Raw genomic sequence first — 16,291 nt, forward strand, 5'->3', positions numbered from 1 at the left:
GGGCGGGGGAGCCTAGCACGGACGCCCGCGAGGAGCGGGCCTCGTGGGGGGCCTTTGGTATCCTCGCGCGCAGATGAGTGCTCCCCCTCTGCACCCTGACGACATCCACACCAGTCCCGGCGACGTCGGACAAGACCTGAACCACTCCCCGTTGTTGAGCGAAACGCTCGTGGTGGACCCGCGCACCACGGTGAAGCTCCACAAGTGCCGCCTGGCCGTCACCGCGGGGCCGGACACCGGCCGCTCGGTGGTGAGCGACAAGGAGCGGCTGCGCTGCGGCGCGCATCCTGGCAATGACCTGGTGCTGGTGGAGGACCGCACCGCCAGCCGCCACCACTTCGAAATCCAGTTCACCGAGCGGGGCTACCTGCTGGTGGACCTGGGCTCCACCAACGGCACCTTCCTGGATGGCCGGCGCATCGAGCGGGCCTACCTGTCACCGGGCTCGCAGATTCGCGCGGGCTCGTCGGTGCTGACCTTCGCGCCGCTGGATGAGGAGGTCACCATCGAGCCCGACCGCGAGGGCGAGCTGTGCGACATGGTGGGGCAGAGCGTGAAGATGCGGCAGATATTCGGCCTCATCAAGAAGATCGCCCCCATGAATGTGTCCGTCATCATCCAAGGTGAGACGGGCACTGGGAAGGAGCTGGTGGCGCGCGCCATCCATGAGCTGTCCGGCCGCACGAAGGGGCCCATGGAGGTGCTGGACTGCGGCGCCATTCCCCCCAACCTCATCGAGAGCGAGCTGTTCGGCCACGAGAAGGGCGCCTTCACCGGCGCGGTGAGCAGCCGGCCGGGCGCCTTCGAGCGCGCGCACGGGGGCACCATCTTCCTGGATGAGCTGGGCGAGCTGCGGCTGGACCTTCAGCCCAAGCTGCTGCGCGTGCTGGAGAACCACGAGGTGCGGCGCGTGGGCGGCAACGACGTCATCGAGGTGGACTGCCGCGTCATCGCCGCCACCAACCGCGACCTGATGAAGGAGATTCAGTGCGGCGGCTTCCGCGAGGACCTCTACTTCCGCCTGTCCGTCATCACCATCCAGTTGCCGCCGCTGCGCCAGCGCCGCGACGACATCCCCCTCATCCTCAAGCGCGCGCTCGCGGACCCGGAAGTGGTGGGCAAGCACGGCAAGAAGCGCTTCTCCGCGGAGTCCCTGGGCCTGCTGATGTCGTATTCATGGCCCGGCAACGTGCGCGAGCTGATGAACGTGTTGTCTCACGTCCTCACCTTCAGCGAGGGCGAGGAGATTCAGCCCGCGCACCTGCCACCCCGCGTGCGGGGACAGATTCGCGAAGGGCCGCTACCCTTCAACGAGCACCTCTCCTTCAAGGACGCCAAGGAGCAGCTCCTGGAGAACTTCGAGCGCGAATACATCTCCAGCGTGTTGACGCGCTGCGAAGGAAACCTGTCTCGCGCCGCCCGTGAGAGCGGGCTCCACCGGAAGTCCATTGAGCGGCTGGTGAAAAAGTACCAGCTGGACACAAAGGGGATGAAGTCACGCTAACCCCAGGAGCAACCGGAGGGAGGCTGTAACTCGGTTGTTTCACGCTAGAAAAACGCGGTTGTCGCGGAGTCGTGCTCTCCTGTGTGAAATGCAAGGAACGCCCCGTCAAGTTGACGTATGTCCGATCACGGCTGAATCCCCGGAACATACGTTCGCCATGAATTCACAGCGTCCGAGCCGAGGAAGGCAGTCCGGTCAGGCGATGGTGGAGGCGGCTTTATCGCTTCCGCTCGTCGTGTTCCTGGTCCTGGGCACGCTTCAGCTGTTCCTGATGCTGCAGGCGCGCGTGCTCGCGCAGTACGCGGCCTTCCGCGCGACGCGCGCGGGCAGCGTGGCCCACGGTGAGTGCGAGCGGATGAGCCACGCGGCCATCCTCGCCTTGTTGCCTTCGTTCCACTCCTTCATCGGCATGCGGGTGCCGCAGGTGGGCGGCGAGCACGGCGGCGGCGCGGGCGCGCCCGAGCGGCTGGCCATGGCCTTCGCGCCGCGCCGGGACAACCGGTACCAGGCCGGGCTGGACGGCGTGCACACCGGCAGCATCGTGTGGATCAACCGGGGGCTGGCGGGCGGCGGCGTGGAGAGCCCGCAGGACCGTGGCTTCGACGACCCGGGGCACCTGCGGCGCCTGGAGGTACGGCTCATCTACTGGTACCCCATGCGCATCCCCTTCGCGAACTGGGTGATGTCGCGGATGTTCCTCGCGCAGCTCGGCATCCAGGACTACACGGCGGCCAATCCGCTGGTGCTGGCGGAGCGCAACGCGAACTGGGGGGCCGGCGAGTTCCCCAGCCCTTACGCGCTGGCGGCGGACGTCCGCGACGAGCTGGCCAGCCGCGTGGGCCGCCGTGAGTACGTCTTCCCCATTGAAACCAGTTTCACCATGCGGATGATGACGCCCGTCAAGGCGCGTCACTTCGCCTCCATGGACTGTCCCAGATGAAGCGCTCTCATTCCCGTGGCCAGACGATGGTGCTGTTCGCGCTCAGCACGCTGCTCCTGGTGCTGATGGTGACGTTGACGCTGTCCTTCACCATGAAGGTGCGTGAGCGCATCGAGGCCCAGACGGTGGCGGACGCGGCGGCCTTCTCCAACGCGGTGGCCACCGCGCGCACCTTCAACAACATCGCCATCATCAACCGCGTGCAGATTGCGCACGCGGTGGCCCAGGCCGGCGCCGCCAGCCTGGTGAGCTGGGCCAGCCTCTACCGCGCGCAGCTCAACGCCGCCCGCGGGGGCTACAGCGACTGGGAGTGGCCGTATCAACTGAACGTCATCACCGGCTGCCCCTGTGCCTGGAAGAGCTCGTCGTGCGCGCGGCGCTGCCGGTGCGGCAACAAGGGCCTGCGCGACCTGGGCAACCTGCAGCGCAAGCTCCGCATGGAGGACCAGCGGGTCAACGCCGTGTTCCAGTCGTATGAGCCGCTGTTCGCGCTCCAGATGCGCGGGCACCAGCTGGCGCAGAACGCGCTGTACCTCGCCCAGCAGCAGAACTACCAGGAGCTGAAGGACGCGGTGGACTCGCAGCGGTTCACCCACCAGGTCCTCTCCAACATCAACCCGGGCGCGAACGCCACCGACGCCGCGTGGCAGGTGCCCCCCATCGGCGGCGTCAACAAGGACGAGCTCACGGGCGGCCTGGCCTGCACGCAGGGCGGCGCCGTGTGCGACGTCCCGGCGACGGTGCAGCACGCGGTGAACGCCGCCATGGGCAGCCGCGGCTTCCACTTCGTCACGTGGCGGCAGGACCTGGACTACGTCGCGCACCTGGCCAACCTGGCCTGGGTCATCAACCCGCCGGACATGGTGCTGGTGGAGGTGGCGACGCAGGGCACGACCCACTTCGGCAAGAAGGGACGGCAGATGCCGATGATCATGCCCTTCGCGCCCGCCATCACCGCCGAGGACGAGGGCAGCATCCTCTACCTCTACAACCACATGGCCAACGGCGGCGGCGCGCCGTGCCCCGCGGCCGTGGGCGGCACGGAGGGCGTGGAGGCGAGCCTCGTGTCCTCCGGCGGCATGCTGCCCACGCCCGAGCACCGCTGGACGGGCGGCAGCGACCCCAATCCGTACATGCGGCACATGTTGATGCCGTGCATGAACCCGGTGTCGAGCTGCCCGGGCATCTGGCCGCTGTTCCTGGACTACAACCTCACCCAGCTGCTGGATGGTGGCGACAACAACTACGGCCAGCCCAAGAACTTCGCGGTGGTGCAGCGCAACCTGCGCACCCGGACGCTGGACCCGTGGGACTACTCCTTCCGCTACCGCTTCGAGCGAGGCAGCGCCGGCACGCAGTTCGACAACCGCAGCTTCCAGATGGCGGATGGGACGCCCAACGACGTCCAGACGGCCATGGCCACGGGCATCGCGTACTTCCACCGGGGCCACAGCGTGGCGTTCCACCACTGGAGCGAGCCGCCCAACCTGCTCAATCCGTTCTGGCGGGCCACGCTGGTGGCGGCGGACACGGACCAGTCCGGCCTGGATGACGCCGCGGACACGCTGGACCTCAGCGCCCCCGCCGCGGCCCGCACGCTGCGGGCCCTGCGCTCGGTGGGATACAGGGGAATCCAATGATGAAGAAGACCCTCCGCTCCAGGCATGCCCGGGGCCAGTCGCTGGTCGAAGCGGCCATTGGCTCCACGCTCTTCGTCACCATCATCGCCTTCGGCATCCACTTCGCCGAGGTGGGCTTCCTGTCCTTGAAGGTGCAGGAGGCCGCCATCTCCGCGCTCTGGGACGGTACGCACGGGCAGATGCACTACATCCCCGTGAACTACGACCCCGCGGGCGACTCCATGCGGGCCGCCGCGAACGACGCCCAGGCGCGCTACGCGGACTTCAACGGGCTGTCCTCAACGACGGGCGCGGGCATCACCCAGGCGCTCACCACCGGCAGCAACATGGCGGTGGACTGTGAGATGGGCGTGGGCGTGGACTGGGGTGGCACCGCGGTCACCCGCGCGACCTACCGCGACAACGGGGGCACCGCGTGCCGGGCCTCGGCGACCTTGAGCGCGTGGCGCTTCCCCAGCTCGTTCCTGGACCAGGGCGAGGCGGGCCTCTACCAGAAGCGGAACATGGAGAGCTCGCTCGCCAGCCTGCAGGTCTGCGCGGTGGGGCGCCCGGTGGGTGGCCGCTGCACGGGCAGCTACTCCATGCTGATTGACGACTGGGGCCTGGCGGGCGAGGGGGAGGCCCTCACCTGCAACATCATCATGCAGGACCAGCTCCTGCCTTGCACCAACGCGTCGTACCACGCCGCCGTGTTCAGCATCTACACGCCCACGGTGCTCGCCATCCCCGGCGCCGCCAGCATGCTGGCCGAGCAGGCGCTCTTCTGGAATCCGCTGCCGCCCACGGCCCTGGCCATGGTGGGCCTGGGCATGAAGGAGCGGACGATGTGGATCAGCGCCGCGGGCGAGGACGTCATCAACTTCAACCAGTTCCCCACCCTGATGGACCCCATCAACATGGGCGTCTGGGGGACGTCTCCGGGGTCGGCGCTGGGCGGCATCACCACGCTGCCCTACGCGGCGGCCCACCTGCAGCGCTTCAGCAAGGGCGCGTGCTTCCTTGGAAAGGAATGCGACTGACATGATTCGCTTCTCTGGATGGATTCGGCTGGTCCTGATGTCGGCGGTGCTGTCGTCTCCTGCGGCGCTGGCCGGGCGGACCGAGTGTGAGGCGGACTGTGGCGGCAAGGCCGGGGGGACGCTGGCGGAGTGCACGTCCCGGTGTCCCAATGGAGGACGGGACGCCGCCTGCGCGTCGCGGTGCACGAAGAAGTTCCAGGAGCAGTTCGCGGCGTGCTCGAAGCGCTGCCCTCCTCGGGACAACATCGAGTCGCCTCGCAAGACGGGCTCGCGCCCTCAGCCTCAGGAGTTCGACGTTCCGGACGAGGGCGTCGTCGTCGAGTAGCCAACCTGCCGGTGATGGAGGGATGGCCCTCTTCGAGGAGTGACGGATGAAGCAGGTGCTGCAGGGACTCCTGGCGGGAGTGCTGGTGCTGATGGCGGTGGACGCGCGCGCCCAGCGCCTGCCGTTCACCTGGGATGTGCCCAAGGTGGTGGCGGTGGTGGACGTGCCGGGCACCGTCATCTCGGAGGGCGTCCCCGTCCGGATGTCCGCCGTGCTCAGCGCGGAGAAGCCAGAGGTCATCGGGCAGCACCTGGTGTCGCGCTTCCAGGCCTGGGAGCTCCACGTCCCCAAGCCGACGCTCCAGCCGCAGCTCCTGCGCGAGACGATGATTACCGCGCTCGACACCAAGCTGTTCATCTCCTACACGGCCATCCTCCAGGCCAACCCGGACGGCACCACCACGGTGTTCATGGGAGAGGCGAACCTGGCCCAGGGGCGGCGGCAGCCGCAGTCCTCGGTGGCGCCGATGTTCCCAGGGGCCTCGGACTCGATGAAGGCGGAGACGGAGTCGTCGCGCACGCTCACGTACTCCGTGGAGGCCCGGCAGGCGGAGGTGGAGGCCTTCTACCGGACCGAGCTGGGCAACGCGGGCTTCCGTGAAGAGGAGCCGCGCCTGTTCCGCTCGGCGAACGAGGAGATCAAGCTGTCGTTCGCTCCCACGAAGGAGGGGCGGCTGGCGGTGGTGGTGGTGCGCCGGACCGTCGCCCAGGCGCCCGCGAGCCCGACCTCGGATTGAAGCCCTGTAGGGAGCGTGTTACGGCCGCTCGACATGAGCGACACGCCCCCGAAGGACAAGGACTTCAAGGATTCGGTCAACCTGCCGCGCACGGACTTCCCCATGAAGGGGAACCTGGCGCAGCTCGAGCCGCGCATGCTCGGCTGGTGGGCGGAGCGGGGGATTTGGGGGAAGATTCTGGAGCAGAACGCGGGCGCGGAGCCCTTCGTCCTGCCTGACGGTCCGCCCTACGCCAACGGCCACCTGCACGCGGGCCACGCGCTCAACAAGGTCCTCAAGGACATCGTGGTGAAGTACCGGAACATGTCCGGCCGCCGGTGTGACTTCATCCCCGGCTGGGACACGCACGGGCTCCCGATTGAGCAGGCCGTGGAGAAGCGGCTGAAGGACAAGAAAGTCGACAAGCGCACGCTGGCTCGCGACGCCTTCCTGGAGGCGTGCCGCGCCTACGCGCTGGAGTTCGTCGACATCCAGAAGGCCGAGTTCCAGCGCCTGGGCGTGTTCGGCTCGTGGGAGCGGCCGTACAAGACGCTCGACTTCACCTACGAGGCCCAGGAGATTCGCGAGCTGGCCGCCTTCGCGAAGCGGGGCATGCTCTACCGCCGCAAGAAGCCCGTGTACTGGTGCCTGTATGACCAGACGGCGCTGGCGGAGGCGGAGGTGGAGTACGAGCACCACACCTCGCCCTCCGTGTACGTGGCCTTCCAGGCCGGCGCGGAGCTGACCGAGCGCGTGCCCTCGCTGAAGGGCAAGGACGTGGTCTTCGTCATCTGGACGACCACGCCGTGGACGCTGCCGTCCAACCTGGCCGTCGCCGTCAACCCGGAGTTCGAATACGTCTTCTACCAGCTCGGCCCGCGCGTCATCTGCGTGGCGCGGGAGCTGCTGCCCAAGGTGCTGGCGGAGGTGAAGGCGGACGAGCTGGCGGTGAAGCACGTGGAGTTGCCCGGCGGTGAGGTGTCCGCGGCGGCGCTGGTGGACCCGTCGCGCATCCTCGCTTACGCGCGCGGCGAGGAGCTGGAGCACCTGACGTACCAGCACCCGTTCTACGAGCGCCGGGGCCGCGTCATCCTGGGCGAGCACGTGACGCTGGATGCCGGTACGGGCCTGGTGCACACCGCGCCGGGGCACGGCCAGGAGGACTACGAGGTCGGCCTGAAGTACGGGTTGGACATCTACAACCCCGTGCGTCCGGACGGCCGCTACGACGACACGGTGGGGCCGGTGCTGGAAGGCCGGCGCGTGTTCGAGGCGAACCCCGTCGTCATCCAGCTCCTGGTGGAGAAGGGCGCGCTGCTCAACGGCGCCACGGACACGGTGGCGCACACGTATCCGCACTGCTGGCGCTGCCGCAACCCCGTCATCCTGAGCGCGACGTACCAGTGGTTCATCCCCATGGACGCGCCGTTCCACGGGACGCAGACGTTCCGGCAGGTGGTGCTGGAGCAGGTGGACCAGGTGCAGTGGGTGCCCTCGTGGGGGCACAGCCGCATCCGCGGCATGCTGGAGACGCGGCCGGACTGGACCATCAGCCGGCAGCGGACGTGGGGGGTGCCCATCTGCATCGCCTACTGCGAGGGCTGCGAGGAGGCCGTGGTGTCGCCCGAGTTGATGGAGCGGGTGGCGGCGGCGGTGGAGCAGGAAGGCGTGGGCGTGTGGTACCGCACGCCGGTGAAGGACTTCCTGGGCGCGGACTTCCAGTGCCCGCGCTGCGGCAAGGGGGAGTTCCGCCGGGAGACGGACATCCTCGACGTGTGGTTCGACTCGGCGTGCATGTTCTCCGCGGTGCTGGAGCAGCGGCAGCGGATTCCGGCGGACCTCTTCCTGGAGGGCAGCGACCAGCACCGCGGCTGGTTCCATTCGTCCATGCTGGTGGCGGTGGGCACGCGTGACGTGTCGCCGTACAAGGCCTGCCTCACGCACGGCTTCGTGGTGGACGGCCAGGGCGAGAAGATGTCCAAGAGCCGCGGCAACGTGGTGGCGCCGGACAAGGTCATCCAGCAGTACGGCGCGGAGGTGCTGCGCCTGTGGGTGGCGGCCAGCGACTACCGCAACGACGTGCGCCTGTCGGACCAGATTCTCAAGGGCCTGTCGGAGGGCTACCGGAAGATTCGCAACACCGTCCGCTACGCGCTGAGCAACCTCTACGACTTCGACCCGGCGACGCACGCGGTGCCGGAGGCGGCGCTGCTGCCGCTGGACCGCTGGGCGCTGGGGCGGCTGGCGGAGGTGGTGGCGCGGGTGCGCAAGGCCTACGAGGACTACGAGTTCCACCTCGTGTACGCGACGGTGGTGGACTTCGTCGCGGGTGACTTGTCGGCGGTGTACTTCGACATCCTCAAGGACCGGCTCTACACGTGGCGCGCGGACGGGCAGCCCCGGCGCGGCGCGCAGACGGTGCTGTACGAGGTGGCCTCGGTGTTGTTGCGGCTGCTGGCGCCGGTGATGAGCTTCACGGCGGAGGAGGCGTGGCAGACGCTGCCGGGCAAGCCGGCGGAGAGCGTGTTCCTGGGCGGCTTCCCGGTGGTGTCCGCGAAGCTGGAGCCGGCGCTGGCCGAGCGCTACGCGAAGCTCTTCGCGGTGCGCGGCGCGGTGCAGGGCGTGCTGGAGGCGGCGCGGCGGGACAAGCGCATCGGCGCGTCGCTGGAGGCCCGGGTGGTGCTGACGGCGGAGGGCGCGGCGCGCGACTTCCTCCAGGCGCACCTGGCCGAACTGCCGGGCCTCTTCATCACCAGCCAGGTGGAGCTGGCGGACGTGAAGGGGGACGCGGCGCAGACGCTGGAGGTGGCGCAGGCGTTCGGCGAAGGCGTCCGCGTGACGGCCGAGGTGCTGCCCGCGCACGGCGAGAAGTGCCCGCGCTGCTGGACGTACTCGGAGGCGGTGGGGCAGGGCGGTGAGGTCTGCCTCAAGTGCCGCGAGGCGCTGGCGGCGTAGCGGGCCGCCTGCGTGAAACCCTCCCCGGCGGATGTGTCCGGGGAGGGGCGTGGCTCCTCAGGCGAGGCGCGAGCTCAGTTCGCGCACTCCGCCACCTGGCGGTCGATGGCCGCCTGGGAGTCGCAGTCCAGCACGCTGGCCAGTCCTGTCCGCGGCTCCACCATGATGAGGCTGCGCGCGCGGCCCGAGGTGAAGTCGAAGCGCAGGTTCCCCGGGGCCGCGGCATCCAGCGCGGGCTGGTCATCCAGGAAGTCCCGCATGCAGGTCAGGTCGCCGGGGCGCACGGGACGGCCGGAGCCGGGCATGTAGCAGAGCCCGTGAATCGCAGCCGCGTTCATGCTGACGGGAATGACGATGTCCGGGCCCAGCTCGCTGCAGCAGTCCGGGTTGGCGCGGCAGGTGGTGTTCTCGCAGCCAGCGGAGGGACAGCTCGCGTTGTCCCATTCATTGTCGCACCGGAGTTGCTCCCACCGTGCCACCGTGCGCAGTGTTCCATCGCCGCGGGGAACGCCCTCCTCCACGACGATGCGCACGGGCTGGTTGGTGGAGATGGCGCGCTGCCGGGCGCGGAGCGTGGAGGCCCACAGCTCGCGCGTGGCCTCGTTCTCGCGCTGACGGTTGACGGGCGTCTGGATGCCCACCAGCGCCGCGGCGAGCAGGATGGCGGCGATGGCCACCGTCACCATCATCTCCAGCAGGGTGATTCCGCGTGTGTGCTTCATGCTCATTCTCCCACCAGGGGGGGCTGCAGGCCGCCCGCGGCGAAGTTCCGCAGCATCACCCGGAAGGTGAAGGTGCGCCGCTTGAAGCCATCAATCGGGAACTCCTCCTTGTCCTTACCAATGGGCTCGTCCGGGTCGAAGGCCTCGCGGTCCGGCCGCGGCGTGCGGACGACCAGGGTGACCTCCACCTCGCGGATGCGCTGCCTCAGGCGGAGCCTCAGTTCGTCATCATTCGCGGGAGGGGCCGCTTCCAACGGATGCTGGTCAATGGGGCACGTGACGGCGGTGCAGGCATCAATCTCTGGAAGGTTCGTGGCCTCGTCCGGGAACCACCGGAAGCCGAGCGGAGGAACGTGGCTCATGACGCCGAACCGGACCTTGAGGTGCTCCACGTCCCGGCTCAGGACCACCCAGTCCGCCGCACCGGGGCCCAGGTACTCCAGCGTGGGCGTTCCGCTGGCCCAGTTCACCCGGTAGGTCGCGCTCTGCGCCTGCATGATGCGCCAGGTGTCCTGGACCGGATTCGCGAAGTTCCAGATTCCCTGGGCGGGCTCCGCACACGGTCCGCTGCTGATGGTGTCCACGCCGATGCCAGGGTTGGCAGTAATGAGGTTGCTGGCCGTGTCCACGTTCGTGACGCGCACGTGGCAGGCCACATTCTCGTTCGGGTTCACCACGAACGCGGGCGTGGATGGCGCAGTGACGGGCTGGAGCCGGGTGGAGGGATTGTTGACGGTGCAGAAACCCTCTGGCCCGGTGCGTACGGGGCCCGAAGCCGGGGGAGGGGGGCCGCCACAAGGGGCCAGCGTCACCATGCCGCGGGTGTCCCCCCAATGAATCTGCAGGACGTCTGACACGAGCTCCTCGAGGTGGCCCGCGGGTGGCAGCCCGAAGCTGGCATCCGCGGCGAAGGGACGCGTTGCGTCCGCTGCCGTCAGGTCCGGCTCGGTCCACACCTGGACGGCCGTCTGCGTGCGCATGTCGCTGAAGACAATGGGCGCGTTGCCCATTCCGGCACCGGCGCGCTGCAGGTCCGCGGAAATCAACTCCATGACCACCCGGCCGGTGGTCTGAGCCAGCATCGTCTGTTCCTCGAAATGGGAGCGCCGCTGCATCTGCATCGCAGCGACCAGGCCCGCGCCGAGCACGATGAGGCCAATGGCGCTCGCAATCATCACCTCGAGCAGCGTGAAGCCACGCGCTGCCCGAGTTCGAGTCCTCAAAAGAGACGACATCACGGCGCCATCCTCGTCTGGAGCACCACCACCTGTGGGTCGCTGCGGCCCGGTTCGCGCCAGCTCACGCTGACGCGCACATGCGCGATGTTCCCCACGGTACCAGGCTGGCCGGGAATGAGGTCCCGCGTCAGGTCCGCCGGGACGACGGAGCCCGGCTCGATGGTGGCAATCTGGGCTGGAACGTCCACGTCGACGGCGACCTGGTACTCACGCGCGATGACCGTCTCGTCGGTGGGGCGGACGTCACTCAGCGCCCCCGCGGCCGTCTGGAAGAGGGTGAAGGTCGCATCCTGTCCCACGAGGTTGGAGCACGGCGGCTCCACCACGCACCCCATTAGCGTGATGTTCTCCATCGCCTGCTCCGCGATGATTTGTGCCTGCGTGGCGGTGAGGCTGCGGCGGTTGGCGTTGCTGGTCTGGGTCACGACCAGCATCGCCGCGGCAATGCCCATCAACAGGATACCCATGGTCGCCAGCACCTCCAGCAGCGTGACGCCCCGCTGCTGGCGTGTCTTCAGTGCCTTCACTGCTGAATCCTTCCGTCCGGGCTCGGCGAGTAGATGAGCAGCTTCGAGCGAGCCGTTCCGCCCTCGGCAGTGCCCGTGTTCCAGCGGCCGCTGCCCTTCACCTTGATTTCGCCCAGCGCCGTGGGAACGATGAGGTGCCCGTCGTGGACCAGCGGCGCGTTCACGCCGTGGCCGCCGAGCGCCGCGCTGGTCATCTCAGGGGCGCTGTTGCCATCCGGAAGCTGCCCGGACTCGTAGTACCGGCCGCTCTCGTCCTCGCTCAGGTTGCAGATGTCCGCGGCCGCGCCAACGGCCGTGGTCGCGAAGACCTTGTCGCCTGCCAGCGCGACGCCGCCCCACACCGCCTGCCCCGGATCCAACTGCTGCACCCACAGCGGCTCCAGCAGCTCGCAGTCGTTCCTGCCAGAGGGGTCGGCGTCCTCGAAGGCCAGCAGGTGGTAGCGGTAGCTATCCTTGTTCGGCGGGCCGTCAGAGAACTCGTCCGGGTTGTCACCCGTACCGAAGTAGAAGCGCACCACGGGCGAGCCGGTGTTGCGCACGACGTTCACGCCGAGGTTGGAGTGGATCTGCTGGTAGATGGGGTCCTGGCCCGTCGCCGCGTCCTCGTGGTCGGACAGCGTGACGGGGGCACTGGCAATCTTGCAGGTCTTCACCTTGCGGCCCAGCGGTTCGCCCGTGTCCACCTGGTCCAGGTTGATGCGGTAGACGTTGCCCGCGGTGGTGGGCACGTACAGGACGTCGTAGTTGCCGTCGCGGTCGAGGTCCACCAGGGCCGTCTCCGCGGCGATGCCAGAGCCCTGGTCCAGCGTGATGATGCCCGCCCTGACGCCACCGGGCGTCCCGCCGTAGTTGAGCGGCTGCCCCGTCTTCATGTCGATGAGGTAGAGGGCGCCGGCACGGCTCGGCGACGAAGGCACGAAGTCGGTGCCCACGATGGTGGTCCACTTCCCCTCCGTTTCGGTGCCCCAGGTCAGCCGGCCAATCGACGGCGCGTGGCTGGAACCGGCGTTGTCCGGGAAATTCACGGAGGGGTCCACCGCCTTCGCCGTGGAGAACGCGAGCTCGATGCTCGTGTCACGCAGGTTGAACTCCCACAGCGGGAGCGGGTACCACGCGTCGCTGGGGTTCGTGATGTCGAGCGCGACGACGGCGGGGCTGTTCTTGCCAGAGGCGCTGACCAGGACCGTCTTGGCGCCCTGGGTCTTGGATGAAGTGGTCGAGGGGGTCCACGCGGGCTGTCCCGTGATTCCGAAGTCCACGTTGGCGATGGTCGGCGAGGCATCCATCGACGGTCGGGGCAGGTTGCCCGAGCCGTTGAAGCGCACGTAGGTGTTGCGGTAGCGCTCCAGCAACATGCGAGGCATGTACGTGAACAGTTCCGTGCCGTCGCCGTAGTCGCGGGGGGTGATGTTGCCCGAGACGCAGTTCGCGGTGGGCTCGAAGAAACCACGGACCTGGGTGCCAGGCGCGCACTCGTCATGGGTGGAGTTGCGGAAGACACCTGCCGCGAAAGCGTGCAGGTATCCGCTCATGGTGCCCACGTAGGCGACGGTGGGCCGCGAGGAGAGCGGCTCCATGAAGTTGCGGCGGTACATGTCCCGTTCGCCCGCGCGCGCGTTCTGGGCCCAGCCATCGATGTGCGGCGGCACGCTGAGCGCGACGGTGGACATGTTGATGCCGCCAAGCGCCCACGGCCGACGTTGGTCGACCGGCCCGGGGCCATAGTGGTCCTCCCAGCCGTACAGCCATTCCCGCAGGAAGTTGCGGTCGTTGGTGGGCCCTGTCACCCGCTTGTCGGGAGGGCTGCCGGTGGGCGTGCCGCACTTGCCGTCGTTGTTGAGGTCATACAGGTAGCGCCCGTTCTGCTCCAGGTCGCAGAGCGCGTCGGGGAAGAGCGGGCTGGCGCCGTTGGTGTCCTCCATCTCGGCGGAGAGGGTGCTGCGGTTGCCCCCAGCGCTCATCGTATAGAGCTTGCGAGTCAGCGGGTCCTCGTCGGTGCCGAACGAGAGCGCCATCACCTTGCCCGCGTCCCAGCGGAAATCGCCCGTGGTGACGTTCGGGTTCTCCGGGTCATAGAGCGAGCTGAGGTAGAGCCGCCCGCGGACGGTGAAGTCCTTGTTGCCGTCGTAGGCGCGAGTGCCGGGCGCGGGCATGCCATTGCCCGGCCAGGTTCCTTCCCGGCCCCAGGTGCTGCCCGGCGTCTCGTTCACGCCCCAGACGATGACGTTGCCCAGCGTGGACGGTGAGGCGCGCGAATAGCTGCCAGCGCGGACGGCCTGGTAGCCCACCTCGATGTCGTCGATGATGGGGCGGCACAGCTCGCTGGGGCTGGTGATGTCCACCTTCCAGCAGAGCTGGGAGCCCGTGAAGCCCATGGCCATGATGTCCAGCTCCACCTCCTGGGTGGGCGGCGTCGTCTCCGGGAAGTGGACCGGGAACCACGTGGGGGACGCCGGATTGGGGACGCACTCCATCTCGCCGGTCTCCGCGTCGGGCTCACAGACGCGGCAGTCCACCGCCAGCGAATAGGTGATGGTGGGCTCGGGACCATCCTCCGGCGTGCAGGCGCCCGGGACATCTTCGGAGAAACACGGCGGCCCTCCGGCGCACGTGCGCGGCTGGGGCGCGAAGTCGTCCTGTCGCTTGAAGCGAACCTTGGTGATGACGAAGTCGTTGGCGTCGTCTGGCGAGATATCTCCAGACACCGTGGCGGAGCGCGTGCTCCCGCCGTTCTGCTTGTTGACGACGAACACCACGTCGTTGAAGTCGCGGTCGCCGCCACCGGGGATGTCCTCGAAGCCCAGAATCCAGCGGAAGGGGTCCGTGCTGGGCGCGCCCACGATGACGTGCGGCATGGGGTTGCGGTCGCCCGGAGGCCGGGGAATCGTCACCTTCTCCATGGGCATCACGAGGTTGCCGTAGAGTTCGTCGTTCGCCAGCCGGTACAGCGTGGTGCCCCACTCGTTGATGGGGCCGTCCAGCCAGCCGCAGTAGTACTCGTTGGTGTCCGCGACCCGGCAGGCCTGGCCAGGCGTGCTGGCGGGGTTGTCGCGGTTGCAGCCTTCCAGGTACTGACACCCGATGTTGCGCTCGGCGACGACCGAGCCGCCCTCGGGGTTCTGGTCCATGTTCCACGCCGACTTGGAGAAGAAGACGTTGATGGACGTCTGCAGGTGCAGCGCGCACCGGCCATCCGGGTCCTGCTTCAGGCAGGGAAAGACGTAGCCCTCGCGGGGGCCGTGGTTGCTTTCATAGTAGGCGACGATGAAGAAGATGACTTCCTTGCCGCCTTGAATCATCCCCATGTCCACGGTCCGGTCATAGGGCGAGACGCCGTTGTCCGGGTTGGTGGTGCGCCGCAGGCCACGCGGGTCATACGCGGACACGTCGTAGTCCGGGATGCCTTCGGAGTAGTCGCCGACATCTCTCACGGGCGCCAGGTTCCGGTGGGTGGCACGGCCGGAGTCATCGTCGGCGAGCAGGAAGACCATTCGCCCCAGGCCCATGTTGCCGTTGTCCTCCGAGGGCGGCTCCAGCAGGTTGGGGAGGTGAGGGAAAAGGCCTCGGTCCGAGAAGCTCTCTTCCGTGATGGTGCCGGACGCGAAGGTGCCCACCTTGTCCGTCGTGTTCCACTCACCGCCCAGTCCCGGGCGGGCATCCGCGAGGTCGGTGTTCTCTTCGAACGTGTTGCTACATCCGGCGCTCATCGCCAGCTCTGGCTGGTTGTACAGCTCGCCGTCCGACGTGAAGTTTCGCGTGCAGCGCCGGTTCACGCCGATGTACGGGCGGGCCTTGGGGCCGGACCGGGGCGCGAGGTTGAACATGTCCTCGTGCAGGTCGAAGATGCCGTTGTCGTTGTCGTCCAGCAGGTTGCCGTCCGCATCGACGTACCCGCGGTCCTCCAGGTCGTCCATGTAGAGGTAGCCGAGCGCGTGCGATGCGCCGGCGGACTCGTACACGTAGCTGATGGTGACGTTCTGATCGAACGGGAACTGGATGAACTCTGAGTTCAGCGCCGTGCGGTTCGTGTTGAGCTGGAGCCGGGCGGGACTGTCCTCGGTGATGAGGATGGTCGACTCCTGGATCTCCAGGTTCTCATCAGAGAACTCGGGCTGCTTGTTCTGGTCGAGCTGATCTTCGCACAGCTGGGCGGGTGCTTGTGGTTCCGCCTGGGCATGCGCGAGCGGTGCGGTCAGCAGCGCGAACGCGGCGAGCGTCTGGGTAAGGGTGCGCATCACTTCTTCCCCTGGGAGCGGCGGGACGGGTCAATCGCCTTGCGCTGCTTCTGCGCCTGGCGTGTGGCGAGGTCCTGCTTGAGCTGTTCACGCAGGAGCTCCTCGCGAGAGGGAGGCGGCGGATGGATGCTCTGCGCCAGGTAGGTGAGGAGCAGCTCCCGGTCATCCACGGGCAGCAGCCGCGTGTCGCAGGTCGTCTTGCGCTTGACCTGATTGGGGCCAGCAATCCACGCGCGCAGATGTTCGGGCGTGCGCTTGAGAATCAGCGGGCCCAGGTCGGTGCCCCGGCCGCGCTTCTCGGTGGGGATGGGCTTCGCCGCCGTCTTGGTGCGCTTGCCATTGCCCTGGGCCTGCGGCGTGACGGTGTGGCAGCTCGCGCAGGCCTTGTCGAAGGCGAGCTTGCCTTCATCCGAGGCACCAGCGGCCAGGCCTGGCAGGAGCAGGAGCGACAACAGGGAGAGTCGTTTCATG

At 68.2% G+C, this 16,291-nt stretch carries 12 protein-coding genes; 7 read left to right on the top strand and 5 right to left on the bottom strand.

All coding sequences use genetic code 11. The features are described from left to right. The first annotated feature begins 73 nt into the window (after positions 1–73). The 7 genes from HV826_RS29085 to ileS all read left to right on the top strand — a co-directional run bounded on the left by HV826_RS29085 (position 74) and on the right by ileS (position 9,098). Positions 74–1,504, top strand: a complete 1,431-nt coding sequence (locus HV826_RS29085) for a sigma 54-interacting transcriptional regulator (RefSeq protein ID WP_176420265.1) — start codon at positions 74–76, stop codon at positions 1,502–1,504. A gap of 157 nt (positions 1,505–1,661) precedes the next feature. After that, positions 1,662–2,444 carry a TadE/TadG family type IV pilus assembly protein gene (locus HV826_RS29090; RefSeq protein WP_255208170.1) on the top strand — a complete coding sequence of 261 codons (783 nt, stop codon included), beginning with the start codon at positions 1,662–1,664 and terminating at the stop codon, positions 2,442–2,444. After that, positions 2,441–4,084 carry a pilus assembly protein TadG-related protein gene (locus HV826_RS29095; protein WP_176420267.1) on the top strand — a complete coding sequence of 548 codons (1,644 nt, stop codon included), beginning with the start codon at positions 2,441–2,443 and terminating at the stop codon, positions 4,082–4,084. Before HV826_RS29090 ends, HV826_RS29095 begins: the two co-directional genes overlap by 4 nt. Continuing rightward, a complete protein-coding gene (locus HV826_RS29100) occupies positions 4,081–5,103 on the top strand; it encodes a pilus assembly protein (RefSeq protein WP_255208171.1) in 1,023 nt (340 codons plus the stop codon). The genes HV826_RS29095 and HV826_RS29100 overlap by 4 nt, the downstream gene beginning before the upstream one ends. A gap of 1 nt (position 5,104) precedes the next feature. Further along, the gene (locus HV826_RS29105; protein WP_176420269.1) at positions 5,105–5,428 is read left to right on the top strand and encodes a hypothetical protein; all 324 of its coding nucleotides are present in this window, start codon (positions 5,105–5,107) and stop codon (positions 5,426–5,428) included. 46 nt (positions 5,429–5,474) lie between these two features. Beyond that, positions 5,475–6,164, top strand: coding sequence for a hypothetical protein (locus tag HV826_RS29110; RefSeq protein WP_176420271.1), 690 nt, complete (start codon positions 5,475–5,477; stop codon positions 6,162–6,164). A 33-nt stretch (positions 6,165–6,197) separates the two neighbouring features. Then, positions 6,198–9,098 carry an isoleucine--tRNA ligase gene (ileS, locus tag HV826_RS29115; RefSeq protein WP_176420273.1) on the top strand — a complete coding sequence of 967 codons (2,901 nt, stop codon included), beginning with the start codon at positions 6,198–6,200 and terminating at the stop codon, positions 9,096–9,098. Between the two features lie 74 nt (positions 9,099–9,172). Here ileS and HV826_RS29120 read toward each other — a convergent pair whose 3' ends face one another. From HV826_RS29120 to HV826_RS29140, 5 genes are read right to left on the bottom strand one after another with little or no spacing between them, the layout of a single operon-like run. After that, the gene (locus tag HV826_RS29120; RefSeq protein ID WP_176420275.1) at positions 9,173–9,820 is read right to left on the bottom strand and encodes a Tfp pilus assembly protein FimT/FimU; all 648 of its coding nucleotides are present in this window, start codon (positions 9,818–9,820) and stop codon (positions 9,173–9,175) included. Between the two features lie 2 nt (positions 9,821–9,822). After that, positions 9,823–11,055, bottom strand: a complete 1,233-nt coding sequence (locus tag HV826_RS29125) for a PilW family protein (RefSeq protein WP_217918833.1) — start codon at positions 11,053–11,055, stop codon at positions 9,823–9,825. Continuing rightward, a complete protein-coding gene (locus HV826_RS29130; protein ID WP_176420277.1) occupies positions 11,055–11,585 on the bottom strand; it encodes a type II secretion system protein in 531 nt (176 codons plus the stop codon). The genes HV826_RS29125 and HV826_RS29130 overlap by 1 nt, the downstream gene beginning before the upstream one ends. Next, complete coding sequence (locus HV826_RS29135; protein WP_176420278.1) at positions 11,582–15,820, bottom strand: DUF4114 domain-containing protein; 4,239 nt, start codon at positions 15,818–15,820, stop codon at positions 11,582–11,584. Before HV826_RS29135 ends, HV826_RS29130 begins: the two co-directional genes overlap by 4 nt. Next, complete coding sequence (locus HV826_RS29140; RefSeq protein ID WP_255208172.1) at positions 15,820–16,290, bottom strand: cytochrome c family protein; 471 nt, start codon at positions 16,288–16,290, stop codon at positions 15,820–15,822. The genes HV826_RS29135 and HV826_RS29140 overlap by 1 nt, the downstream gene beginning before the upstream one ends. Position 16,291: the final 1 nt, after the last annotated feature.

The organism is Myxococcus sp. AM010, assembly GCF_013372585.1.
Lineage (GTDB): Bacteria > Myxococcota > Myxococcia > Myxococcales > Myxococcaceae > Myxococcus > Myxococcus vastator.

Excerpts from the sequence above, each read along its gene's own strand:
- HV826_RS29100 (WP_255208171.1), top strand. The coding sequence starts at position 4,081 with ATGATGAAGAAGACCCTCCGCTCCAGGCATGCCCGGGGCCAGTCGCTG.
- HV826_RS29110 (WP_176420271.1), top strand. The coding sequence starts at position 5,475 with ATGAAGCAGGTGCTGCAGGGACTCCTGGCGGGAGTGCTGGTGCTGATG.
- HV826_RS29085 (WP_176420265.1), top strand. The coding sequence starts at position 74 with ATGAGTGCTCCCCCTCTGCACCCTGACGACATCCACACCAGTCCCGGC.
- HV826_RS29125 (WP_217918833.1), bottom strand. The coding sequence starts at position 11,055 with ATGTCGTCTCTTTTGAGGACTCGAACTCGGGCAGCGCGTGGCTTCACG.
- HV826_RS29140 (WP_255208172.1), bottom strand. The coding sequence starts at position 16,290 with ATGAAACGACTCTCCCTGTTGTCGCTCCTGCTCCTGCCAGGCCTGGCC.
- HV826_RS29135 (WP_176420278.1), bottom strand. The coding sequence starts at position 15,820 with ATGCGCACCCTTACCCAGACGCTCGCCGCGTTCGCGCTGCTGACCGCA.
- HV826_RS29105 (WP_176420269.1), top strand. The coding sequence starts at position 5,105 with ATGATTCGCTTCTCTGGATGGATTCGGCTGGTCCTGATGTCGGCGGTG.
- ileS (WP_176420273.1), top strand. The coding sequence starts at position 6,198 with ATGAGCGACACGCCCCCGAAGGACAAGGACTTCAAGGATTCGGTCAAC.
- HV826_RS29095 (WP_176420267.1), top strand. The coding sequence starts at position 2,441 with ATGAAGCGCTCTCATTCCCGTGGCCAGACGATGGTGCTGTTCGCGCTC.
- HV826_RS29120 (WP_176420275.1), bottom strand. The coding sequence starts at position 9,820 with ATGAAGCACACACGCGGAATCACCCTGCTGGAGATGATGGTGACGGTG.
- HV826_RS29090 (WP_255208170.1), top strand. The coding sequence starts at position 1,662 with ATGAATTCACAGCGTCCGAGCCGAGGAAGGCAGTCCGGTCAGGCGATG.